Below are 21,886 nucleotides of genomic sequence, written 5' to 3'. Positions count from 1 at the left end.
GCCCTCCTCAGGTCACGCGCTGACCGGGTTCCGCGCCGCTGTCCGGCGACAAGAGGTAAATGCCACCTTCCTTGTCGCCGGCGGCCAGCACCATGCCTTCCGAGACGCCGAAACGCATCTTGCGCGGTGCCAGGTTGGCGACCATGACGGTCAGGCGTCCCTCCAGTGCTTCGGGTGCGTAGACGGCCCGGATGCCCGAGAACACGGTGCGCGTCTCGCCGCCCAGATCGAGCGTCAGCTTGAGGAGCTTCTTGGCACCCTCGACGTATTCGGCCTTGGCGATGCGCACGATGCGCAGGTCGAGCTTGGCAAAATCGTCGAAGCCGATCTCGTCGGCAATCGGGTCGTCGGCGAGGGGGCCCTTGGGCTGTTCCTTGAGCTTCTGCTCTTCGGCGAGCACTTCCTTGGACGCCTCGGTCATCGACGCGATCTTGTCGGTATCGACGCGCGTCATCAGCGGCTTGAACTTGGCGATCTCGTGGCCTTCGAGCAAGGTGCGGCGGCTTTCCCAGTCGAGCGACTCGATCTGCAGGAAGTCGCGTGCCTGCTCGGCCATCGCCGGCACCACGGGCTGCAGGTAGACCATCAGGATGCGGAACAGGTTGATGCCCACCGAGCAGATGTCGAGCACCTCCTGCTCGCGGCCTGCTTCCTTGGCCAGCACCCAGGGCGCCTTGTCGGCGATGTAGGCATTGGCCTCGTCGGCCAGGTCCATGACCTTGCGCATGGCGCGGGCGAATTCGCGCGCCTCGTAATCGGCGGCGATGGCCTCGCCGGCCGCCACGAAGCGGGCCACCAGCTCGGGCTCGGCACAGTGCGCGGCGAGTCGGCCGGCACCCAGCTTCTTGACGAAGCCGGCACAGCGACTGGCGATGTTGACGACCTTGCCGACCAGATCCGCGTTCACGCGCGAGGCGAAGTCCTCGAGGTTGAGGTCCAGATCGTCGACGCCGGCGGTGAGCTTGGCGGCGAAGTAGTAGCGCAGGTACTCGGGATTGAGGTATTCGGCATAGGTCTGCGCCTTGATGAAGGTCCCGCGGGACTTGGACATCTTGGCGCCGTTGACGGTGACGAAGCCGTGGCAATTGACGCCGGTCGGCGTGCGCAGCCCCGCGCCCTCGAGCATCGCTGGCCAGAACAGGGCGTGGAAGTAGACGATGTCCTTGCCGATGAAATGATAGACCTCGGCCTCGGAGTCCTTCTTCCAGTAACTGTCGAAGTCGATGCCTTCGCGCTCACAGAGGTTCTGGAAGCTGGCCAGGTAGCCGATCGGTGCGTCCAGCCAGACATAGAAGTATTTGCCTGGCGCATCGGGGATCTCGAAGCCGAAGTAGGGCGCGTCGCGCGAGATGTCCCACTCGTTGAAGCCCGACTCGAACCATTCCAGCAGCTTGTTGCGGATCTGCGGTTGCACATGACCGGCGTTGATCCAGCCCTGCATGAAATCGGCGAAGTCGGGCAACTTGAAGAAATAGTGCGTCGAGCTGCGCACCTCCGGCGTGGCACCGCTGATCGCCGAGACCGGGTCGATCAGCTCGGCCGGGGTATAGGTCGCACCGCACGCCTCGCAGTTATCGCCGTATTGATCGCCGCTATGGCACTTGGGGCAAGTGCCCTTGATGAAGCGGTCGGCGAGGAACAACCCCTTCACCGGGTCGTACATCTGTTCGATGTCACGCGTCGAGATATGGCCGGCGTCACGCAGCGCCGTGTAGATACGCTCGCTGTGCTGGCGGTTCTCTTCCGAATGCGTCGAATGGTAATTGTCGAATGCCACTCCGAAGCGGGCGAAATCGGCCTGGTGCTCGGCGCTGACGTTGCTGATCAACTGCTCCGAGGTGATGCCTTCCTGCTCTGCGCGCAACATGATGGCGGTACCGTGGGCATCGTCGGCGCACACGTAATGGCACTCGTGGCCGCGGCTCTTCTGGAAGCGCACCCAGATATCGGTCTGGATGTACTCGAGCAAATGGCCCAGATGGATCGAGCCGTTGGCATAGGGCAGGGCACTGGTGACCAGGATCTTGCGCTTGGCGTTGGCGGTAGTCGGCATGGTGGCTCTAGTGACTGAAATCGGAAACGAAGAAAAGTGTCTCGAACGACATGATCGAATAGGCGATTGTAGCCCGCTTGGCGCTTGGCTGCATCCGTGATGCCCGTGGTACTAGCTAACCGGCCAGCCACCAGTACGAATCACTGGGCAGCCCGAGACCTCGGGATTGTAAAGGTACAGCCAGGCGGGGCCGAATGCGGTGTCATGCAGGACGCGGTCATAGGTGCCGGTCAGCGGTGCGCGAACGCGATAATCCTCGAGTCGGTCGAGGTGGCGCAGGCCGCGGGCGTCGACTCGGTACAGCTCTACCTCGATGCCGCGTGAAGGTTCGCGTTTGGCGCCGGGGCAATGGCCCAAGTCGTAGAGGGTGATGTCTCCGAGCGTGTCGGCCCCCACGAACGTGGCACCTTCGAGCCAATGGTGGTTGCGCAACCCGCGCTTGAGCGTGCCGTACACGGCGACCAAGGGCGTGCGACGAATGGCGAGAACGGGGGAGTGCATGGCGACCTTGTGTTGGCGACGGATGACGGTTCAGTGTTCGGCGTGATGGTGGCCACGGTAGACGACGAAGTTCGTGAGCCCCTGGTCGGCGAGCCGCAGCGCCTGCATCTTGCTCATGATGCCTTGATCGCAATATAGCGCGTAGCGCCGGTTCGGCGGCAATTGGGGCGCGCGTTCGCCGAGCTCGAAGAACGGAATCGCCAAGGGTTCGCCTCGCGGCAACTCCAACGGGGCGGCGTCGCGTTCATCGGGATGGCGAATATCGATGACCGTGACATCCTCGGCTTCGCCTAGCGCCTCGCGACTCCCGATCACGGGGACATCGCGCGTGCGCGGTGCGGGCGTATCGAGCAGACGGTCCACTCGCGTTTGGCTGCTGGCCTCGAGGGCAGCATCGAGCACGTTCATGTCGACGTCGGCCTCGGCGGTGTCGAGCTGATCGGGTCTGGGGCGTGTATTGGGGCGTTTCGAGAGCGTGCCGCAATATTCCGGCAGGCGCTCGGCATGGGCAGCGGTCCCGATGCGGCGCGCATCCTCGATGATGGTTTGCTTATCGTCGGCGATGAGCGGACGCAGCACGGGCCGCTCACTGACCGTGTCGATCAGCCCCAGGTTGACCAGGCTCTGGCTGGAAACCTGTGCCAGTGCGTCGCCGGTGACGAGGGCCGAAATGCGGGCGCGTGCCGCGACGCGATTGGCGGCACGCAGCATCATGCGCTTGAGCACGACGCCCGCCAGGCCGGGAGGCACACGACGCTGGATTTCATCGAGCACGCCATCGAAAGGCACGCTGATGAAGTGGGCATGATGCGATGCACCGTAGCCCTGCCATACCCGATGCACCACCTCGCGCACGGCCTGCTCGTGTTCCGCACCGCCAAGGTTGAAGAACAGGTAGTGCGTCTTGAGTCCACGGCGCATCAGTCGCCAGGCCGCGACCGGTGAATCGTAGCCACCCGAGATGAGCGCCAGTGCCTGGCCCTGGGTACCCAGTGGATATCCCCCCAGCCCCGGCAAGCGGCGCGTGACCAGGCGTAAACGTTGGTCCTGCAACTCGAGCGTGACGTTAAACTCGGGGTGCGCAAGATCCACCTTGGCGTCCGGGCTGGCGTCGAGCAGCGCGCCGCCCAGGTAGCGTTCGAGGTCCGCGGAGGTGAAATCGTGCTGCCCGCGGCGCTTGACGCTGACGCGAAATCGGCGGCCAGCCAACGGCGCTTGCCACAGCGCCACCAGGCGTTCGGCGGTATCGGCGAAGGACACGAAGGTATGCACGTCGATCACCAGCACTTCGTGGACACCGGGGACGCGCGACAGCATTGCTTCCAGACGCGCGCGGGTAGCGTCGTCGATGACGTGGCGAATCCGTACCTCAAGCGCATCCCAGCAGTCGGCGATCCGCACATCGGGAACGAGTGGCGTCAGAATGTTGCGCAGATTGGTGCGCAGACAGCGCACCATCTGCTTGCGCACGGGGCGCGACTTGATGGTGATTTCGGGGAAAAGCTTGACGCGATACCGCATATGTCTCGTGTCGAGTGCTAGTAAAGGCGCGCATGGTAGCAATACGGCATCTGCCTCGCCAGTCACGCCGCCGGGGTTCAACGACGACGGCATTTTCGCCATTAGCTTGAGCTGGATGCCGATTGAGGGCTCGATGTTATCGTCCGGTGGCGCTATGTTGAGAAATGTGTGCGGGGTCCGCGCCCGAGCGCCAACGAATTTGATACCATCTTGGCGTTCGTGATCCGCGCCGTGGTGGGCGCTTCTTGATGGGCAGGGATAAGCGCATGTTTCTCGACGACTTTCACACCGTGACCGATGATCGGCTATGTATTACGGCCGAGCAGGCAAGCCGTTTCGCCAAGTGTATCGCTGGCGATTACAATCCCATTCATGATGTGGATGCCCGGCGCTTCTGCGTGCCGGGCGATCTGTTGTTCGCCTTGGTGATGGCCCGTTTTGGCTTGGCACAGCGCATGACCTTCCATTTCAAGGGCATGGTCGGCGACAGCGTACCGTTGTGCTTCGCTCAGTGCGGCGATACCGTCCAAGTGACCGACGCCCATGGCAAGGTGTATCTCGAGGTCGAGCGCGGCGGGGACATTACCCACGACGCCGGCGTCATCGAGGCCTTCACGCGCCGTTATGTGGCCTTTTCGGGGCGCAACTTTCCGCACTATCTAAAACCGCTGATGGAAGAGCAGGGCGTCATGTTCAACCCCCAGCGGCCATTGGTGATCTATGACAGCATGGGCTTCTCGTTGTCACGGCTGGATGTCGCTGAGGCTGGCGTGGCCTTTGCTGGCGCGACGTTAGACGTCTGCGGCAAGCGGGGGGACGCCTTGCTGCAATTCAAGATGACCGACGGTGAAACGGCCATCGGCCATGGGTCCAAGAAGCTGGTGGTCAGCGGCTTGCGTGAGTACGATCCGCCGGTGATGGATGCTTTCGTCGAGAAGTTCATGAACCTCAAGGCGCATCATGCCATGGTCGAGTGAGTGGCCGGATGCAACCCTCGTATGCAGAAGGTGTCACAGGTCATGTCATCTTTTGTCATGGGAGCATCTCTTGAGTATCGCAGGCATTCAGCAATTCTTTCAGCGCATGTTGGAACCCCCGCAACTTCAACGTCGGCAGGTGACGTTGGAGTTGGCGGTGGCAGCCTTGTTGTGCGAGATCATGCGTGCCGATTACGAGCATGATCCACTCGAGAAGGCGCTGTTGCGCGAGCTTTTGACCGCGCGCTTGCACGTCAGTGCCGAAGAAGTCGAGGAACTGATGGCGCTGGCCGAGGCCGAGGTCGAGCAGGCGGTCGACCACTATGAATTCGTCAGCTTGATTCGCGAGCAGTACGGCTACGAGGATCGCGTGGCGTTAGTGGCGCAGATGTGGCAGTTGGCTTTTGCCGACGGCGAACTCGATGCCCTGGAAGAGCACCGCGTTCGGCGTCTCGCCGACCTGCTTTATGTCAGTCATAGCGACTTCATCCGCACCAAGCTCGAGGCCATGCCTGTGCGTTGACGGGCCACGTGCTGCCTGCGTGCGCCGAGCACTCGAAAACGCCTGGTGAAAAGTTGACTGAAACGCTTGGGTAAGTGCCATCGCAGGACGTTATACTGGGCACATCGAGCTGTCAGCCTGGCTGGCGCACCGCAGATGAGCATATCGTGGAAAGGAGAGTTGCTGTGATCGAAGGCGTGAAGCATATCGTCGCCGTGGCGTCGGGCAAGGGGGGCGTCGGCAAGTCCACCGTGACCGTCAATCTGGCCCTGGCGATGGCCGCCGAGGGATACCGAGTGGGCCTGCTCGATGCCGATATCTACGGTCCTAGCCAGGCGCAGATGCTGGGCATTGCCCCGGGCGTGCGTCCGCAGCCGGCGGGCGAAAATGCCTTCAAGCCGTTGGAGGCTCATGGTCTGCAGGCGATGTCGATGGCGTTCATGGTGGATGTCGATGAACCCATGGTCTGGCGCGGCCCGATGGTGGCGGGGGCCTTCCAGCAGTTGCTCAATCAGACCGCTTGGAAGGATCTCGATTACCTTTTCGTCGACATGCCACCGGGCACGGGGGATGTGCAGTTGACCTTGGCGCAGAAGGTGCCGGTAAGCGGTGCAGTGATCGTGACCACGCCCCAGGACATCGCGCTGCTCGATGCCAAGAAGGGCATCGAGATGTTCCGCAAGGTCAACGTGCCGGTGCTGGGGGTCGTCGAGAACATGAGTCAGCATATCTGCTCGCAGTGTGGTCACCAGGAGCCGATCTTCGGTAGCGGTGGTGGTGAGCGCATCGCGTCGCAGTACCAGACCCGGCTCTTGGGCCAACTGCCACTCGACGGTACGATTCGCGAGCAGGTCGATGGTGGCAAGCCCAGCGTGATCGCCGACCCGGAAGGCAACGTCGCGCAGACGTTCCGCCAGGTGGCGCGTGCCGTGGCCGAGGGGATCGAGGCACAGTCCGACGAATCGCCGACCATCAGTTTTGGCGAGTGACGTTCGCCACCTAACGTTTGCGTGACGCGATGGGGCCGTTATCATTACGGCCCCTTTGTTTTCCGGGACCGAGTGTTGACGGACCAAGCGTTCGCGGAGACGGCCCGATGTCACCGCGACAGCGCACTGAGCAGGAAACTTCAATGAGCATCAAATCCGATAAATGGATTCGGCGCATGGCCGAGCGTGATGGCATGATCGAGCCGTTCGAGGCGGACCAGGTTCGATACGTGAATGAGCGGCGGGTGATTTCTTACGGGACCTCCAGCTACGGCTATGACGTGCGTTGCGCCGATGAATTCAAAGTGTTCACGAATATTCACTCGGCGGTGGTCGATCCCAAGGGCTTCGACGAAAAGAGCTTCGTCGACGTCAAGGGTGATGTCTGCGTGATTCCGCCCAATTCGTTCGCGCTGGCGCGGACCGTGGAATACTTTCGCATTCCACGCAGTGTCTTGACGATTTGCCTGGGCAAGTCCACCTATGCGCGGTGCGGCATCATCGTCAATGTCACCCCACTGGAGCCGGAGTGGGAGGGGCACGTGACCCTGGAGTTTTCCAACACCACCAACCTGCCCGCACGCATCTATGCCAATGAAGGCGTGGCACAGATGCTGTTTCTGGAATCCGACGAGGTCTGCGACGTTTCCTACAAGGATCGCGGCGGCAAGTACATGGGGCAGAGAGGCGTGACGCTACCGAGGACGTAAGCAGCGAGCTACGGGCAACGGGCCACGAGCAGCGAGCCAAAATGCTGCCGAAGCCCGAAGCCCGAAGCCCGAAGCCCGAAGCCCGAAGCCCGAAGCCCGAAGCCCGAAGCTGGGTTCTACCCTTCCTCGTCGAGCTCTTCCGCGGCGTCTTCATGCGACATCCGCAGTCCGGTGGGCGGCAGCGGCATACCGTCGAACTGAGCGCCTTGCGCCCCCAGGCTCAAGCGCCCCTCGAGGAACCAGCGCACGGCGATGGGGTAGATCAAATGCTCGCGGGCCTGGACCCGCTCGACCAGTTGCTCGACGGAGGTGTCGCTATCGACGCTAACCGCGGCCTGCAAGGCGACCGGCCCGCCATCGAGCTCTTCGGTGACGAAATGCACGCTGGTGCCATGCTCCGATACGCCATCGGCAAGGGCGCGCCGATGCGTGTCGAGGCCTGGGTAGTTCGGCAGCAACGAGGGGTGAATGTTGAGCATGCGGCCGGCATAGCGATGCACGAATGTCGGGGTGAGAATGCGCATGAACCCCGCGAGGACGATCAGGTCCGGGGCGTGACGGTCGATGACCTTGATCAGCGCGCGGTCGTAGGCTTCGCGATCGTCGTACTCACGATGCGGAAGCACCACGGAATCGATGCCGGCTTCCTTGGCTCGGACCAGACCGTAGGCATCGCCCTGATTGGAGATCACGGCAACGATTTCGCCGCCCAGCTCGTCGTGTTGCTGCGCATCGAGCAGCGCCTGCAGGTTGCTGCCGTTGCCGGAAATCAACACCACGACACGACGTGTCTCGGCCGGCTCCGCGGCGAAGTCATTGTCGTCGGGGGTGTCGGCTTGAGTCGTAGCATTCATGAGCGGACGTTCTCCAGACGTACTTGTTCTTCCTCATGCTGGCGCGCGATGATATCTCCCAGGTGGTACACCGTTTCGCCCGCGGTCTCGAGCGTGGCCTGGGCATGTTCGGCCTGCGCCGCCGGCACGATTGCTACCATGCCGATGCCGCAATTGAGCACGCGGTGCATCTCGTGCTCGTCGACGTTGCCTTCACGTTGCAGCCAGTCGAAGACGGCGGGGCGGGTCCAGCTTGCGGCGTCGATGCGTGCGCTGAGCGTGTCGGGCAATACGCGGGGTACGTTCTCGAGCAGGCCGCCGCCGGTGATGTGCGAAAGCGCATGTATGTCTACGTCGCTGTCCTTGATCAACGACAGCAGCGATTTGACGTAAATGCGCGTCGGTGCCAGCAAGGCGTCGCGCAGGGGAATGCCGTCAAGGTCTTGCGCTAGATCGGCCTGTCCCCTCTCTAGAATCTTGCGGATCAGCGAGTAGCCGTTGGAATGCGGGCCGGACGATGCCAGCCCGAGCAGTACATCGCCTTCGGCGACGCGGCTGCCGTCGATGATCTCGGATTTTTCGACGACGCCGACACAGAAGCCTGCCAGGTCGTAATCGCTGCCCGCATACATGCCGGGCATTTCGGCGGTTTCACCGCCGATCAGCGCGCACCCAGCCTGGCTGCAGCCTTCACCAATGCCGGTGACGACATCGGCGGCGATGTCGATATCCAGCTTGCCGGTGGCGTAGTAGTCCAGGAAAAATAGCGGTTCGGCGCCGGCGACGACCAGGTCGTTGACGCACATGGCCACCAGGTCGATACCGATGGTGTCATGGCGTGCCAGGTCCATGGCCAGGCGGAGCTTGGTGCCGACGCCGTCGGTGCCGGAGACGAGTACGGGGTCGCGATACCCGCTGGGTAATTGGCACAGCGCGCCGAAACCACCCAGTCCGCCCATTACTTCTGGGCGGGTGGTACGCTTGGCGACGCCCTTGATGCGTTCGACGAGCGCGTTGCCGGCGTCGATGTCCACGCCAGCATCCTTGTAGCTGAGCGATGCGTGGGAAGAGGTGGGCGTGTCCGAACTGCGAGTCATGGGCATTCCTGTCAACAGTGAGCCGGTCGCGGAGGCGACCGAGCGAAGCCGATGGCGCCGCCTGGCGCCCGAGGCCAGAGCGGGATAAGGGAAGCTCGTATTGTAGCATTGCCCCACGGGAGGCGCATCGCCCGTGCAGGCGTGTAGAATCGTCATCAAAGAAGCCGGGAGAGGCGCATCGCATGACACGCATACAGGGATGGAGTCTTCTAGGGGCAGCGGGGCTGATCTGGTTGCTCGTCTTGCTGGAACCCATCTTGATGCCGTTTTTCGTCGGCATGATCCTGGCCTATCTCGGCGACCCGGTGACCGACTGGCTGGAAGCCCGTGGCTTGTCGCGTCGGCTGTCGGTAAGCGTGGTGTTTCTGGTGCTTGCATTGAGCATGGTGCTGGCCTTCTTGATCTTGATTCCTCTGCTTGGGCGCCAGATAGCTCAGTTGGTTGAGGCTTTCCCGGCCATCTTCAATTGGGTGCAGACCACGGTGCTGCCGGAATTTCAGGCCTTGACCGGCGTCGACCTCAGTGCCGACTTCGATCAGTTGCGCAGTACCTTGATGGACAATTGGCGGGAAACCGGCACCGTGGCGGCCGCCGTCCTGGCACAAGCCTCCAAGTCGGGCATGGCGATCGTGGTATGGATGGGCAACTTGGCACTGATCCCCGTCACGACGTTCTATTTCCTGCTCGATTGGGACCGCTTGAAGGGGCGAGTACGCGATCTGCTGCCACGCCATGTCGAGCCAACGGTCACCCGCTTGAGCCTTGAATGCGACGAGGTGCTATCGGCATTCCTGCGCGGCCAGCTGCTGGTGATGCTCAGCCTGGCGGTGATCTATGCGACGGGATTGAGTCTGCTGGGCTTGCGGTTTGGCCTTTTGATCGGGCTGGTCGCAGGGCTGGCGAGTATCGTGCCCTACTTGGGGGTGATCGTGGGCATCAGTATCGCGGCGCTGGTGGCGTTCTTCCAGTTCGGTGAATGGCTGCCGTTACTCGGCGTGGCTGTGACCTTCGGTATCGGGCAACTGGTCGAAAGTACCGTACTGCAACCGATACTGCTTGGCGACAAGATCGGCTTGCACCCCATTGCGGTCATCTTCGCGGTCTTGGCTGGGGGGCAATTGTTCGGCTTCATTGGCATTCTGCTGGCGTTGCCGGTTGCGGCGATCATCATGGTAGTATTACGTTACCTACACGAGCGCTATAAAAACAGTCGCTTATACGATACTTCCCGCCACGCTGGCGCCTTGCACGAAGGCGATGAGGAAAGGTCATGACCGGGTCCGCGCAGCTGCCACTAGGGGTGGGGCTGAGTGACGATGCAACGTTCGCCAACTTCCATGCCGCGGGCAATGCCCCGTTGCTGGAGCGCTTGCGAGGACAGCTCGACGCGGATGGCGAGCCCTTTTTGTTTCTCTGGGGAGCGCCGGGCAGCGGACGCAGCCATCTGCTTCAGGCGGCGTGCCATGAAGCCGGCGACCGAGGAGATCGGGCTCTGTATCTTCCTCTGCGTGACCTCGGTCATTTTCCGCCGCATATGCTTGAAGACCTCGAGCGTCTCGATCTGGTGGCGATCGATGATCTTTCCGTGGTGCTGGGGCGCAAGCGCTGGGAAGAAGAACTGTTTCATTTCTTCAACCGCATGCGCGATGCCAACAAGCGCTTGTTGATGGCCGCCGAGGCCGCGCCGCGCCAGTTACCCATCGTGTTGCCCGATCTCGCCTCGCGCTTGAGCTGGGGCGTGACCTTCCATGTCCAGTCGCTGGATGACAGCGGACGCTTCAAGGCCTTGCAGCTACGTGCGCGTGTGCGTGGCATGCAGCTGCCCGATGAGGTCGCGCGTTACATCCTGCATCGGGGCCCGCGACAGCTGCCCGCACTCTTCGATGCGCTGGCACGCCTCGATCGTGCTTCGCTTTCCGCTCAGCGCAAGTTGACCATTCCTTTCGTCAAGCAGGCGCTGGGCTGGTAATGCACTGCGTCATGTGTCTTCGCCGTTGAGGGTGGCGAGTATGCGGCGTGGCCCGCCATGCTGACGATGTTCTCCTAACCATATGCCTTGCCAGGTGCCGGTGGCGAGCCGCCCCGACTCGACGGCGAGCGTGACTTGCGTGCCGAACAGGCTGGCCAGGACATGCGCCGGCATGTCGTCCGGGCCTTCCAGCGTGTGCTGCATGCCCTCGATGTTCTGGGGGGCGAGCCGCGCGGCGTAGAGTGCCATATCGTGGCGCACATCAGGATCGGCGTTTTCGTTGAGGGTCAGCGAGGCGGAGGTATGCAGCAACTGCAGGTGGATCAGGCCGAGGCGTACGTCGGCGAGTACCGGCAGTTGCTCGAGGATCTCGTCGGTGACGAGGTGAAAGCCTTGCCGACGGGGACGCAGGGTCAGGGGGGTGCGGTGCCACATGTCATTTCTCCCGGTGCGTGGTGATCGACGCCTTGAAAGGCGCCCTGAGCAGCACAATCCTATATCGACAGTCACCGGGCGGGCGTGCCTCGGCGTGCCTATCGTCGTGATCGCCGATATCGATTGTCGCCGCCATGATGCGGCCCGCACACTGGTGATCTCAACCGAGAGGAGGCTGTCATGAGCGAGACGCGTATCGAACGCGATAGCATGGGGGAGCTCGAGGTTCCCGCCGACGCGCTGTATGGCGCACAGACCCAACGTGCCATCAATAATTTTCCCATCAGTGGGCAAGCGATGCCGGCTGAGTTCATCCAGGCCGTGGCGCGGATCAAGCTGGCGGCGGCGCAGGTCAATCGCGATCTCGGCTTGCTCGATGCTGAGCGTGCCGAGGCGATCGCCGACGCTGCCCAGCGTCTCGTCGACGGCGAGCATGGCGATCAATTTCCGATCGACGTGTTCCAGACGGGGTCGGGCACCTCGACCAATATGAACGTCAACGAGGTGATCGCTCATCTCGCTGCCGAGAGTGGCACCGAGGTCGGCCCCAATGACCATGTCAACATGGGGCAGTCGAGCAACGACGTCATTCCCACCGCTTTACATTTGTCAGCGGCGCTGGCGGTCGAGCACGACCTGCTGCCTGCCTTGCGCCATCTGCAGTCGGCCATCGATGCCAAGTCACGCGACGTCGATGATGTCGTCAAGACCGGGCGCACCCACCTGATGGATGCCATGCCGGTGCGCATGAGCCAAGAGCTGGGCGGATGGTCCAGTCAGGTTGCTCAGGCCATCGAGCGACTGGAAGGCACGCAGTCGCGTCTGGCACGTCTGGCGCTCGGGGGAACGGCCGTGGGCACGGGGATCAACGCCCATCCTGAATTCGCCGCGCGCGTCGCCAAGGCGCTCAGCGAGCAGACGGGACTCAACCTGCGCCCCAACGATAGCTTCTTCGCCAGCCTCGGCTCGCAGGATGCCGCCGTCGAACTCTCCGGACAGTTGCGGACCTATGCCTGCGCAGTGATGAAAATCAGCAACGACCTGCGCTGGATGAACTCCGGCCCCTTGGCCGGGCTGGGCGAGATCGAGCTCGAAGCCTTGCAGCCAGGCAGCTCGATCATGCCAGGCAAGGTCAATCCGGTGATTCCCGAGGCGGCGGCGCAAACGGCGGCCCAGGTGATCGGGCTGGATGGTGCGGTCACGGTGGCGGGGCAGAGCGGCAACTTCCAGCTCAATGTCATGCTGCCTCTGATCGCCAGCAACCTGTTGACCTCGGTGCGCTTGATGTCACGGGCCAGTGCGCTGCTCGCCGATCGTGCCATCGCGACCTTCAATGTGCGTCGCGACAACATCGAGGCGCCGCTGTCGCGTAACCCTATCCTGGTGACCGCACTCAACGCGGTGATCGGCTACAACGCGGCGGCGCAAGTCGCCAAGAAAGCCTATCAGGCCGGCCGACCGATCATCGACGTGGCCGAGGAAGAAACGGACTTGTCCCGCGAGGAGCTCGAGCGTTTGCTCGATCCGACGCAACTGACACAAGGCGGTATTCCCGAATGACGTGACAGCGCGGCCCCCAGGACGTTGCTTGGGCGCCCTCATGGGCGCCCAATTCATGTAGCGCATCGTGTTGTGTTTCATCTTGTTTTGCTGACGTCGGCGGATGACGACGAGGGGCTTAGTCGTCGTGCTTGATGGGCTCTTCACCACGCCGGTCATGGGCTTCTTCGATGGTTTGCTCGGCGTCTTGCCGTTCTTCGCGGTCGGCGTCGGGGCTGTCGTTTTCGTCGGCGCGTGCCGGCCGATAACGGAGGGTGGCGAGAATGGGGAAGTGATCGGAACCGAATGCCGAGAGGCGGCGTAGTGCGACCAAGGTGAAATGCTCGCTGACGAAGACGTGGTCCAAGGGCCAACGCAGCCAACGATGCTCGGCATGGAAGGTGCTGAATAGTCCGCGTCCGCAGCGTGGATCCAGCATGCCGCTGATGCGGCAAAATAGACGTGTCGTTTTCGACCATGCCACGTCATTGAGGTCGCCAGCGACCAAGGTGGGGTGATCCGAGTCACGAATCGTTTGCCCGACGAGCAATAGCTCGGCATCCCGCCATAGCGATTCATCGCTTTCGCCGGGTGCGGGGGGTCTTGGATGTACGGCATGGAAGCGCACGCGCTCGCCACTGGGCAGCGCGAACCAGCCGTGTATCGACGGAATATCGTCCTGGATCAGCCACTCGACATGTGGTTCACACAGTGTCAGGCGTGAATACAGGTGCATGCCGTAGAGATTGTCGAGGGGAATCTTGACGGTATGTGGGTGGCTCTCGCTCAGTGCCTCGTCGAGGCGTTCTTCCCACCAGGCGTCGGACTCCAATGTCAGCACGATATCGGGATCGGTCTCGTGAATCTGGCGCATCAGTGACGCGGCTTGGCGATTGGGCGTGAGAACGTTGGCGATCAGCAGCGAGAATTGGCGTGAGGCGTCTTTGCCTTCGGCATTGACCACCTGGCATGCTGCCAGTGGCGTCCAGGGAAAAATATGCATGCCTTGCACGCCGAGCACGATCAAGCTGACGACTGCTCCGGTCCAGCCCAGCGGTGACCAAGGCAGCACACTCAGCAAGGCAATGAAAATTACCACAGCGAGCGCCGCGAGTTGCATGCGGGGGAAGTCGAACCCCCGCACCCACCAGTAGCGTAGATTCAGCCATGGGATGGCAGTGGCAATAAATGCGACGAGCGCGAACAGGGTGAGCACTAGCTCGGCGACATACTCAATCATCATGGCCTCGTTAAGGCGGCGCCGACCCCTGGCTCCATGCCGGGGCGTTACCGTCCATGGTCAGCGTGGAGATTGAGCGTAGCAGGCTGACGCGCAGTTATGCTAAGTAAAGGCGATATCGGGTAGCCTCATCAGGCGGCATGCCCCTGGCAATGACGGTCGAGATAGGTGGTCAGGCGCTGATAGTGTTCGGGCGTGAAACGTAACCCCAGCTTGGTGCGTCGCCACAAGATATCATCCGGCGAACGTGCCCACTCCTCATTCACCTGGTAGTCGACTTCGGCCTGTGTCAGACCGGCGCCGAACGCCTCGCCCAGCTGGTCTTCACGGCTGACACCTTGCAGAAAGTGCAGGCACCGCGAGCCATAACTGGAAGCGAAGCGTCGTGCCCGGGCTTCGCCCAAGAAGGGGTAATCGCGAACCAGTTGCATGGTGAAAGCTTCGCGCGAGTCGATATCGCCCCCCGGCAAGACGGCGTCGGCGGTCCAGGCCTCACCGATAGCGTGGAAGTAAGGTGACAGTTGTTCCAGCGCGGCCTCGGCCAGCTTGCGGTACGTGGTGATCTTGCCGCCGAAGACCGACAATAACGGGGCGCCGCGTGTATCAAGATCGAGTGTGTAGTCGCGCGTCATCGCCGACGGATCGGCGGACTCGTCATCGCACAACGGCCGAACGCCGGAGAATGTGGTGACGATGTCCTCATGAGACAGCGTCTGGGTGAAATGCTGATTGACCACATCGAGCAGATAGTCGATTTCCTGACGGCTGGCACTGACCTTGCGGGGATCGCCCTGATAACGCACATCGGTGGTACCGATCAGACTGTAGTCTTGCTGATAGGGCAGTACGAAGACGATGCGTCGGTCCTGATTTTGCAAAATATAGGCGCGTTCGTCGGTGTTGAGGCGCGGTACCACGATATGACTTCCCTGAATCATGCGCACGCCGTAACGCGATTCGCGTTGAACGTTGTCACGCACCACCCGTTCCACCCAAGGGCCGGCAGCGTTGACCAGGGCGCGTGAGAAGCGTGTATGACGCTTGCCGGTGATGACATCTTCCAGTGTGATATGCCAGATACCATCTTCTACCCGAGCCCCGATACAGCGGCTACCCGCTTGGATGTCGGCACCGTGCTCGCGCGCTTGCACGGCGTTGAGAACGACGAGACGGGCATCGTCGACCCAGCAGTCGGAATATTCGAAACCGCGCTTGATGTCGGGCTTCAAGGGGCTTTCAGAGCCAAAACGCAATCCCTTGGACGCGGGTAGGCTGTCGCGCTGGCTGAGATGGTCGTAAAGGAACAGTCCCGCGCGGATCATCCAGGCTGGGCGTAAATGAGGCTGATGCGGGAGGATGAAACGCAATGGCCAAACGATGTGCGGCGCCTTGCGTAGTAATACTTCACGCTCATGCAGTGCTTCGCGCACTAAGCGAAATTCGCGATGCTCGAGGTAGCGCAAGCCGCCATGGATCAGTTTGCTGCTCGCCGAGGAGGTCGCGCTGGCGAGATCGTGCTGCTCGCTCAGGGCGACGCGCAAGCCACGGCCGGCAGCCTCATTGGCGATGCCGGTGCCGTTGATGCCACCGCCGATGACGAAAAGATCGAGTATGTCCTGCCGGGGGGAGGCGTTCATGGCAAGCTCCGCAAGGTTGGTTTCGCAGATCGATTGTTCGGATATGAAAGTAGTTTAATCGAAAACGAACATCAAGTCGACGAAACGAACGCGGCGTCACTTGGTGGCGCCGCAAGCGGAGCAAGCCGCTCAGGCGTCGGCGATATGCAGTGTCACGTCATGCTCGCGGAGAAGGCGTAGCATGCCATCGGGCGGTTGGCGATCCGTGAACAGCGCGTCGATTTGCGCGATGTTGCCCTGGCGCACCACAGCATTGCGGTGGAACTTGGAGTGGTCGGCCGTCAGGAAGACTTGGCGTGAGTTGCGGATGATGGCCTGGGCGACACGGACTTCTTGATAGTCGAACTCGAGCAAAGAGCCGTCATCGTCGATACCGCTGATGCCGATGATGCCGTAATCGACCTTGAACTGATTGATGAAGTCGATCGTGGCTTCGCCGATGATGCCGCCGTCGCGCGAGCGCACCTGACCGCCGGCGATGATGACGTTGAAGTCTTCCTTGTGCTGGAGGATTGCCGCCACGTTGAGATTGTTGGTGATGACCTCGAGGCCTTGGTGATCGCGTAGTGCCTCGGCAACCATTTCGTTGCTGGTGCCGATGTTGATGAACAGCGAAGCGGAGTCGGGAATCTGTGCAGCGACGCATTCGGCGATATGCTGCTTGGCATCGGCGTTGAGCGTCTTGCGCGTATGGTAGGCGGTATTGACCGTGCTCGACTCAAGACCGGCGCCGCCGTGCACACGTTTGATGGCGCCCTCGTCGGCCAATTGGTTGAGGTCGCGGCGAATCGTCTGTGGCGTGACGGAAAAATGCTGCGTGAGCTGTTCGATGGAGGCGTAGCCCTGGCGCTTGACCAAGGTGACGATGGCATCGTGGCGATCTTGTTGTGTCATGGAAAGTTCCGTTACCTGGCGAGTAAAACGGCCGATGAATGAGCCATGTCGTATGGGATGGTGCGAGCCTTGCACAGGCACGGCAATACGGGCTGCAGCGCCATGTTAAACCATGACCTCGTGTAGGAAAAAGGCACCATGGCGTGTTGCAAAACGAAAATGGGCATGAATCATTCTCGATAAAGGGCACTGGCATCAACAGCGCTTACACGGTGTCTGATGAGCGCGTCAAGCGTTTGAACCTTGGCGAATTTTTAGATTCGAGTCTTGCAATTTCCTGCGATCTGAGTAAAATACTCATCCGTCGCTAAGGGCGAGAGCCTTCAACGGCAGTGCATCGCTAAATGGCAGTGTATCGCTCAATGAGTGCCCAATAGGACCGTAGCTCAGTTGGTTAGAGCGCCACGTTGACATCGTGGAGGTCAGCGGTTCAAATCCGCTCGGTCCTACCAGACGCGCTAATTGCCAGAAGTGCCCAACAGCCGACATGCTGCCAACCATCGATTTGCAGGACCGTAGCTCAGTTGGTTAGAGCGCCACGTTGACATCGTGGAGGTCAGCGGTTCAAATCCGCTCGGTCCTACCAGCATATTGAACGCCCCCGCTGTCTTTTCAGCGGGGGCGTTTGCGTTGTGCGTTACGAGAACGCTAACCAGGCGCTTATCCAGTCACGTTGCATGGCTTGGTGAGGTCGCTGGCGGCACTGAAGATCTCCATCAGGCGTTCGATTCCACGCTGGTCGTCTTCACTGAAGCGTTCGGGGCGCGGGCTGTCGAGGTCGAGCACGCCCCAGAGTTCGCCGTCGTGCATGATGGGCACGACCAGTTCCGAGCGCGACGCGGCGTCGCAGGCGATGTGGCCGGGGAAGGCATGAACATCCGCGACACGCTGCGTGCGCCTTGTGGTGGCGGCCGCCCCGCAGACCCCTTTGTCGAACGGGATGGGGTTGCACGCGGGCAGGCCTTGAAATGGCCCCAGGACAAGTGTCCTAGGCTGGCGCTGGAGGTAGAAGCCGACCCAGTTCAAATCGCCAATCTCATGTGTCAGAAAGGCGCAGGTTTGTGCCGCGTTGGTCAGCCAGTCACGGGTATCCAGCAGGGTTTCGAGCTGGCGGGCGAGTAGCGCGTAGTCGCTCATGATGTCTCCAAACGAATGTGGATGGTAACGAAACAGGCCGGCCCCATAGGGTCGGCCTGTCGAACGAAGTGGCGGAGGGCGGTTACTTCCAGCCAGGTACGGCAGCGCCCTTGAACAATTCGGCGGCTTTGTCGATGACCGCCGGCGATTGATAGGCGTCAACCAGCTGTTGGATTGCCTTGTTGTCCTGCATGCCTTCACGCGTCACGATCAAGTTGACGTAGGGCGACTCGGGGCCTTCCTTGATCAGTGCGTCATCCAGGCTGAGCCCCGCCGGTTGGGCGAAGGTGTTGTTGATGAAGGCCAGGTCGACATCGGGCAATACGCGAGGCAGCTGCGCGGCGGCGATCTCACGGAACTCGTAGTTGTGGGGGTTCTTGCTGATATCGATGGGCGTCGCTTCGAGATTGGTGGGATCCTTGAGTTCAATCAGCCCCTTGTTGTGCATCAGGATCAGCGAACGCCCTTCATTGGATGGGTCGTTGGGCAGCGCAATGATGGCGCCGTCGGGCAAGTTTTCAATGGTGTCGTAGCGCTCGGAATAGGCCCCGATCGGATAGACGAAGGTTTTGCCCGCGATGGCGAAATCGTAGCCGCGATCCTGGATCATGCTGTTCAGGTAGGGCTCATGCTGGAAGGCATTGGCATCCAGGCTGCCATCGGCAAGCGCCGCATTGGGCGAGACATAATCGGTGAATTCAATGATTTCGACATTGAGGTCGTATTCTTCTTTGGCGATTTGCTTGGCGACTTTCATGACGTCCGTTTCCGGTCCTGCCACGGTGCCGACCTTGATCGATTGCGTATTGGCGTCATCGCTTCCGCAGCCGGCGATCAAGCCTGCACCAAGTAATGCGGCGGCGCCGAGAAGACGAACAGGACGCAGGGCGTGGGCCAGGGTGTCTTTCATTATGCGAGCTCCTTGAATGAGGCGTTGCTATCCGATGTCGGATGGTTTCCCAAAAGCATTTATGCCTTTTGAGTATAAAAGTGATTCCTATTATAGCTTTTCGTTTTCGCCATGGCTACTGGCTCATTTATGATCGGCCTTGCGCACGAGGCGGTCGCCGAGGCTTTGAAAGCCCTGCACCATGACGACCAGTATCGCTACCGTGATGAGCATGATCATCGGTTCGAAACGGTTGTAGCCGTAACGAATGCCCAGGTCGCCCAGGCCGCCGCCGCCAACGGCACCGGCCATGGCCGAATAGCTGACCAGCGTGACCACCGTAATGGTCAGGCCGTTGATGATGCCGCCTTTGGCCTCGGGAAGGAGCACCTTGGTGATGATCTGCATGGGGGTGGCGCCCATCGCCTGAGCGGCTTCGATGAGTCCCGGCGGTATCTCGTTGAGGGCGCCTTCGACCAAGCGCGCGACGAAGGGAATGGCGGCGATGATGAGTGGCACCACGGCGGCATTGGTACCGATGGAGCTGCCCACGATAAGCCGCGTGAAGGGGATGATCGCCACCATCAGAATGATGAAAGGGATCGAACGCCCGATATTGGTGATGATGCCGAGTACGCGCTGGGCGAAAGGCTGTGCGAGTACCTGTCCCGGTCGGGTGACATACAGCAGGACCCCGAGGGGGATGCCGATCAAGGCCGAAACGGTTCCTGAAAGAGCCACCATATAGAGTGTGTCGAGGGTGGCCTTGAAGATCAGTTCAAGCATTGCGCTGGACATGGCCGAGTACCTCTACATTGATATCGTGAGCTTCGAGTTGTGCAAGGGCTTGTGACGTGGTCTCGGGTGTGCCGATGAGCTCGGCTATCATGAGGCCCAGTGTACGGCCCTGGATCGATTCCACCTTGGCTTGCAGGATGCTGACATCGACGCCACTCTCGCGTGCCAGGCGCGAGATGAGCGGGGTGGCGACGTTGGCGCCGGAAAACGCCAGACGTACCACGGGATGCGTATGCTCGTCAGGAGCTTCCTCGAGACGTTCGATCAGTGCCTGCGGAGGCTCGAGTTCGAGAAACGCATTGAGAAACTCACGCCCCAGACGTGTGCTGGGCGCGGTGAAGAAGTCGCCGACGTCGGCTTCTTCCACCAGCTCGCCATCGGAGATCAGGCCGACACGGTGGCAGATGCTCTTGACGACCTCCATCTCGTGGGTAATGAGCAGAATGGTCAGCCCCAGTTTGCGGTTGATGTCCTGCAATAATTCGAGGATCGACGCTGTGGTTTGCGGGTCGAGAGCCGAGGTCGCTTCGTCGCACAGCAGCACTTTGGGGCGACTGGCGAGGGCGCGTGCGATGGCCACGCGTTGCTTCTGCCCCCCCGAGAGTTGTGCCGGATATTGTGACACTTTGTCGGTCAGGCCGGTGAGGTCCAGGAGCGGTTCGACACGCTCGCGAATCTCGCTTTTCGAGACCCCCATCAGTTCCAGCGGCAGTGCCACGTTATCGAACACTGTGCGTGAGGAAAGCAGGTTGAAATGCTGGAAGATCATGCCGAGCTGGTGGCGTGATTGGCGCAAGGCCTCGCTGTCCTGTCGGGTCAAGTCCTGGCCGTCGACGATGACGCGCCCCGAGGTCGGACGCTCGAGGAGATTGACGCAGCGAATCAGCGTCGATTTGCCCGCACCGGACAAGCCGATGACGCCATGGATGGCGCCTTTCGGCACATCCAGGTCGATATGCTTGAGGGCATGGACAGCCTCAGGGCCGCTCCCATAGGTTTTGGAGACACCTTCGAGTTTGATCATCGTTTTCGTTTGGGTTGATGCGTTGGGACATCATGATCCGTGGCACGCGTCGGCGATCTTGGGCGACGACGCTTGTCATGCCAGGAGGTGACGTCGCATGTGGCGAAAGCCAGCATTGTAACGGGGCTGGATCGCCTGTGTGGCGGGATTTGCAGGTTGTGGCCATAAAAAAGGCCACCCAGACGGGTGGCCATCAACGCTGGACACACCCTTTTAGCGGCATTTTCCCGAGGCATGCTCGGGTGCGCCCGCAATCTGGGTACAAATCGGCGCTCAATAAGCGGTGAATTCTAGGTAGCCTCCCGTAACCTGTCAATATTCCTAGGCCAAGTTCTTGCTGACAGGTCTTGGGATCAGAAAAATCGTCTTTTTCGTGGCTTTTTAAAGGTGTAGGCGTCTGGCGGTGGACATTGTCGGGCCATGGTATAGTGAGTCGTCATGCGGCAGTACAGCGTCTTGACACGCTGTCGTTAGCAAATAGGAGTCTAGATGTTTACCGGTATCGTGCAGGGCGTAGGCACAGTGGTCGCCGTGGAAGAAGACGTCCAGTTTCGGCGCCACGTGGTGATGTTTCCCGAGGGCATGGCGGACGGGCTCGAAACCGGGGCTTCGGTATCGCACAATGGATGCTGCCTGTCGGTGACGGGAATCGAGGGGAACCATGTATCTTTCGACCTGATGCGTGAAACGTTGCGTCTCACCAACCTGGGGGCGCTGAGCGTCGGCGATCATGTCAATCTCGAGCGGGCCGCTCGTATCGGCGATGAGATCGGTGGTCATGCGATGTCCGGGCATGTGATATGCCAGGCGCCCCTGGAGGAGCTCGAGGAAGCGCCGAACAATCGCCGCCTCTGGTTTGCATTGCCCGATGCGCATGCGCGGTTCTTGTTCGAGAAGGGCTATATTGGCGTCGACGGTATCAGCCTGACCATCGGTGCGGTCGAGGGCAAGCGCTTCTGTGTCGACCTGATTCCCGAGACCTTGGCGCGGACGACGTTGGGTGAGCGAATGCTGGGCGACTGTGTCAATATCGAGATCGATCCGCAGACGCAGGCCATCGTCGAAACGGTCGAGCGGGTCATGACGGCCCGCGGCGCATCATGAAACCGTATAGGGATCGAGGATCCGATGTGCCCCCTCG

The 21,886-nt window shown here is 61.1% G+C and carries 21 protein-coding genes and 2 tRNA genes; 10 read left to right on the top strand and 13 right to left on the bottom strand.

Features of this window, described 5'->3' with window-relative positions:
* Positions 1-7: 7 nt before the first annotated feature.
* The 3 genes from metG to thiI all read right to left on the bottom strand — a co-directional run bounded on the left by metG (position 8) and on the right by thiI (position 4,075).
* Positions 8-2,053, bottom strand: coding sequence for a methionine--tRNA ligase (metG, locus tag C8E00_RS07990; protein ID WP_133696666.1), 2,046 nt, complete (start codon positions 2,051-2,053; stop codon positions 8-10).
* Between the two features lie 111 nt (positions 2,054-2,164).
* Positions 2,165-2,554, bottom strand: a complete 390-nt coding sequence (locus C8E00_RS07985; RefSeq protein ID WP_133696663.1) for a gamma-glutamylcyclotransferase family protein — start codon at positions 2,552-2,554, stop codon at positions 2,165-2,167.
* A 30-nt stretch (positions 2,555-2,584) separates the two neighbouring features.
* Positions 2,585-4,075, bottom strand: coding sequence for a tRNA uracil 4-sulfurtransferase ThiI (thiI, locus tag C8E00_RS07980; RefSeq protein ID WP_133696661.1), 1,491 nt, complete (start codon positions 4,073-4,075; stop codon positions 2,585-2,587).
* A gap of 266 nt (positions 4,076-4,341) precedes the next feature.
* On the opposite strand from thiI, the gene C8E00_RS07975 reads away from it, so the two are divergent.
* The 4 genes from C8E00_RS07975 to dcd all read left to right on the top strand — a co-directional run bounded on the left by C8E00_RS07975 (position 4,342) and on the right by dcd (position 7,253).
* Positions 4,342-5,052 (top strand): DUF3581 family protein, encoded by a 711-nt coding sequence (locus C8E00_RS07975; protein ID WP_133696659.1) that lies wholly within the window; start codon positions 4,342-4,344, stop codon positions 5,050-5,052.
* Between the two features lie 106 nt (positions 5,053-5,158).
* Complete coding sequence (locus tag C8E00_RS07970) at positions 5,159-5,575, top strand: tellurite resistance TerB family protein (RefSeq protein WP_243833145.1); 417 nt, start codon at positions 5,159-5,161, stop codon at positions 5,573-5,575.
* A gap of 167 nt (positions 5,576-5,742) precedes the next feature.
* Positions 5,743-6,543, top strand: coding sequence for an iron-sulfur cluster carrier protein ApbC (gene apbC / locus C8E00_RS07965; protein WP_166638291.1), 801 nt, complete (start codon positions 5,743-5,745; stop codon positions 6,541-6,543).
* 143 nt (positions 6,544-6,686) lie between these two features.
* Positions 6,687-7,253 carry a dCTP deaminase gene (dcd, locus tag C8E00_RS07960; RefSeq protein ID WP_133696650.1) on the top strand — a complete coding sequence of 189 codons (567 nt, stop codon included), beginning with the start codon at positions 6,687-6,689 and terminating at the stop codon, positions 7,251-7,253.
* A 116-nt stretch (positions 7,254-7,369) separates the two neighbouring features.
* Here dcd and purN read toward each other — a convergent pair whose 3' ends face one another.
* Both purN and purM read right to left on the bottom strand, forming a co-directional pair.
* A complete protein-coding gene (purN, locus tag C8E00_RS07955) occupies positions 7,370-8,107 on the bottom strand; it encodes a phosphoribosylglycinamide formyltransferase (RefSeq protein WP_133696648.1) in 738 nt (245 codons plus the stop codon).
* Positions 8,104-9,183, bottom strand: coding sequence for a phosphoribosylformylglycinamidine cyclo-ligase (gene purM / locus C8E00_RS07950; RefSeq protein ID WP_133696645.1), 1,080 nt, complete (start codon positions 9,181-9,183; stop codon positions 8,104-8,106). Before purM ends, purN begins: the two co-directional genes overlap by 4 nt.
* A gap of 182 nt (positions 9,184-9,365) precedes the next feature.
* Here purM and C8E00_RS07945 point away from each other — a divergent pair, with 182 nt between their 5' ends.
* Positions 9,366-10,457 carry an AI-2E family transporter gene (locus C8E00_RS07945; RefSeq protein ID WP_133696643.1) on the top strand — a complete coding sequence of 364 codons (1,092 nt, stop codon included), beginning with the start codon at positions 9,366-9,368 and terminating at the stop codon, positions 10,455-10,457.
* The gene (gene hda, locus C8E00_RS07940; RefSeq protein WP_133696640.1) at positions 10,454-11,152 is read left to right on the top strand and encodes a DnaA regulatory inactivator Hda; all 699 of its coding nucleotides are present in this window, start codon (positions 10,454-10,456) and stop codon (positions 11,150-11,152) included. The genes C8E00_RS07945 and hda overlap by 4 nt, the downstream gene beginning before the upstream one ends.
* Before the next feature lie 9 nt (positions 11,153-11,161).
* Here hda and C8E00_RS07935 read toward each other — a convergent pair whose 3' ends face one another.
* Positions 11,162-11,587: a secondary thiamine-phosphate synthase enzyme YjbQ gene (locus C8E00_RS07935; RefSeq protein ID WP_133696638.1), complete on the bottom strand. Its 426-nt coding sequence runs from the start codon at positions 11,585-11,587 to the stop codon at positions 11,162-11,164.
* A 180-nt stretch (positions 11,588-11,767) separates the two neighbouring features.
* Here C8E00_RS07935 and C8E00_RS07930 point away from each other — a divergent pair, with 180 nt between their 5' ends.
* Positions 11,768-13,147 carry a class II fumarate hydratase gene (locus C8E00_RS07930; protein ID WP_133696635.1) on the top strand — a complete coding sequence of 460 codons (1,380 nt, stop codon included), beginning with the start codon at positions 11,768-11,770 and terminating at the stop codon, positions 13,145-13,147.
* Between the two features lie 118 nt (positions 13,148-13,265).
* Here the strand turns inward: C8E00_RS07930 and C8E00_RS07925 are convergent, their stop codons facing one another.
* The 3 genes from C8E00_RS07925 to C8E00_RS07915 all read right to left on the bottom strand — a co-directional run bounded on the left by C8E00_RS07925 (position 13,266) and on the right by C8E00_RS07915 (position 16,897).
* Positions 13,266-14,366 carry an endonuclease/exonuclease/phosphatase family protein gene (locus C8E00_RS07925; RefSeq protein ID WP_208291898.1) on the bottom strand — a complete coding sequence of 367 codons (1,101 nt, stop codon included), beginning with the start codon at positions 14,364-14,366 and terminating at the stop codon, positions 13,266-13,268.
* A gap of 131 nt (positions 14,367-14,497) precedes the next feature.
* Positions 14,498-16,003 (bottom strand): glycerol-3-phosphate dehydrogenase, encoded by a 1,506-nt coding sequence (gene glpD / locus C8E00_RS07920; RefSeq protein ID WP_133696631.1) that lies wholly within the window; start codon positions 16,001-16,003, stop codon positions 14,498-14,500.
* Positions 16,004-16,132: 129 nt separating this feature from the next.
* On the bottom strand, positions 16,133-16,897 hold the full coding sequence (locus C8E00_RS07915; RefSeq protein ID WP_133696628.1) for a DeoR/GlpR family transcriptional regulator: 765 nt from the start codon (positions 16,895-16,897) through the stop codon (positions 16,133-16,135).
* Between the two features lie 375 nt (positions 16,898-17,272).
* Here C8E00_RS07915 and C8E00_RS07910 point away from each other — a divergent pair.
* Together C8E00_RS07910 and C8E00_RS07905 are read left to right on the top strand one after the other, a co-directional pair.
* Positions 17,273-17,349, top strand: a tRNA-Val gene (locus C8E00_RS07910).
* 57 nt (positions 17,350-17,406) lie between these two features.
* Positions 17,407-17,483: transfer RNA gene (locus C8E00_RS07905), tRNA-Val, on the top strand.
* A gap of 74 nt (positions 17,484-17,557) precedes the next feature.
* Here C8E00_RS07905 and C8E00_RS07900 read toward each other — a convergent pair.
* The 4 genes from C8E00_RS07900 to C8E00_RS07885 all read right to left on the bottom strand — a co-directional run bounded on the left by C8E00_RS07900 (position 17,558) and on the right by C8E00_RS07885 (position 20,745).
* Positions 17,558-18,034, bottom strand: a complete 477-nt coding sequence (locus C8E00_RS07900) for a GAF domain-containing protein (protein ID WP_133696625.1) — start codon at positions 18,032-18,034, stop codon at positions 17,558-17,560.
* 82 nt (positions 18,035-18,116) lie between these two features.
* Entirely contained in the window at positions 18,117-18,944 is an 828-nt protein-coding gene (locus C8E00_RS07895; protein WP_133696623.1) for a MetQ/NlpA family ABC transporter substrate-binding protein, read from the bottom strand.
* 123 nt (positions 18,945-19,067) lie between these two features.
* Complete coding sequence (locus C8E00_RS07890; protein ID WP_133696620.1) at positions 19,068-19,721, bottom strand: methionine ABC transporter permease; 654 nt, start codon at positions 19,719-19,721, stop codon at positions 19,068-19,070.
* The gene (locus C8E00_RS07885) at positions 19,702-20,745 is read right to left on the bottom strand and encodes a methionine ABC transporter ATP-binding protein (RefSeq protein WP_133696618.1); all 1,044 of its coding nucleotides are present in this window, start codon (positions 20,743-20,745) and stop codon (positions 19,702-19,704) included. The genes C8E00_RS07890 and C8E00_RS07885 overlap by 20 nt, the downstream gene beginning before the upstream one ends.
* 489 nt (positions 20,746-21,234) lie before the next feature.
* Between C8E00_RS07885 and C8E00_RS07880 the strand changes: the two genes are divergently transcribed.
* Complete coding sequence (locus C8E00_RS07880) at positions 21,235-21,849, top strand: riboflavin synthase subunit alpha (protein ID WP_133696616.1); 615 nt, start codon at positions 21,235-21,237, stop codon at positions 21,847-21,849.
* Positions 21,850-21,886 lie beyond the last annotated feature (37 nt).

The organism is Chromohalobacter marismortui (assembly GCF_004364315.1).
Classification (GTDB): Bacteria; Pseudomonadota; Gammaproteobacteria; order Pseudomonadales; family Halomonadaceae; genus Chromohalobacter; species Chromohalobacter marismortui.
This window is presented reverse-complemented; position numbering and strand designations above follow the sequence as displayed.

Excerpts from the sequence above, each read along its gene's own strand:
- C8E00_RS07890 (WP_133696620.1), bottom strand. The coding sequence starts at position 19,721 with ATGTCCAGCGCAATGCTTGAACTGATCTTCAAGGCCACCCTCGACACA.
- dcd (WP_133696650.1), top strand. The coding sequence starts at position 6,687 with ATGAGCATCAAATCCGATAAATGGATTCGGCGCATGGCCGAGCGTGAT.
- purM (WP_133696645.1), bottom strand. The coding sequence starts at position 9,183 with ATGACTCGCAGTTCGGACACGCCCACCTCTTCCCACGCATCGCTCAGC.
- C8E00_RS07895 (WP_133696623.1), bottom strand. The coding sequence starts at position 18,944 with ATGAAAGACACCCTGGCCCACGCCCTGCGTCCTGTTCGTCTTCTCGGC.
- C8E00_RS07970 (WP_243833145.1), top strand. The coding sequence starts at position 5,159 with ATGTTGGAACCCCCGCAACTTCAACGTCGGCAGGTGACGTTGGAGTTG.
- C8E00_RS07880 (WP_133696616.1), top strand. The coding sequence starts at position 21,235 with ATGTTTACCGGTATCGTGCAGGGCGTAGGCACAGTGGTCGCCGTGGAA.
- C8E00_RS07930 (WP_133696635.1), top strand. The coding sequence starts at position 11,768 with ATGAGCGAGACGCGTATCGAACGCGATAGCATGGGGGAGCTCGAGGTT.
- C8E00_RS07900 (WP_133696625.1), bottom strand. The coding sequence starts at position 18,034 with ATGAGCGACTACGCGCTACTCGCCCGCCAGCTCGAAACCCTGCTGGAT.
- C8E00_RS07945 (WP_133696643.1), top strand. The coding sequence starts at position 9,366 with ATGACACGCATACAGGGATGGAGTCTTCTAGGGGCAGCGGGGCTGATC.
- glpD (WP_133696631.1), bottom strand. The coding sequence starts at position 16,003 with ATGAACGCCTCCCCCCGGCAGGACATACTCGATCTTTTCGTCATCGGC.
- C8E00_RS07935 (WP_133696638.1), bottom strand. The coding sequence starts at position 11,587 with ATGTGGCACCGCACCCCCCTGACCCTGCGTCCCCGTCGGCAAGGCTTT.
- C8E00_RS07975 (WP_133696659.1), top strand. The coding sequence starts at position 4,342 with ATGTTTCTCGACGACTTTCACACCGTGACCGATGATCGGCTATGTATT.
- thiI (WP_133696661.1), bottom strand. The coding sequence starts at position 4,075 with ATGCGGTATCGCGTCAAGCTTTTCCCCGAAATCACCATCAAGTCGCGC.
- metG (WP_133696666.1), bottom strand. The coding sequence starts at position 2,053 with ATGCCGACTACCGCCAACGCCAAGCGCAAGATCCTGGTCACCAGTGCC.
- C8E00_RS07915 (WP_133696628.1), bottom strand. The coding sequence starts at position 16,897 with ATGACACAACAAGATCGCCACGATGCCATCGTCACCTTGGTCAAGCGC.
- C8E00_RS07925 (WP_208291898.1), bottom strand. The coding sequence starts at position 14,366 with ATGATTGAGTATGTCGCCGAGCTAGTGCTCACCCTGTTCGCGCTCGTC.
- hda (WP_133696640.1), top strand. The coding sequence starts at position 10,454 with ATGACCGGGTCCGCGCAGCTGCCACTAGGGGTGGGGCTGAGTGACGAT.
- C8E00_RS07885 (WP_133696618.1), bottom strand. The coding sequence starts at position 20,745 with ATGATCAAACTCGAAGGTGTCTCCAAAACCTATGGGAGCGGCCCTGAG.
- C8E00_RS07985 (WP_133696663.1), bottom strand. The coding sequence starts at position 2,554 with ATGCACTCCCCCGTTCTCGCCATTCGTCGCACGCCCTTGGTCGCCGTG.
- purN (WP_133696648.1), bottom strand. The coding sequence starts at position 8,107 with ATGAATGCTACGACTCAAGCCGACACCCCCGACGACAATGACTTCGCC.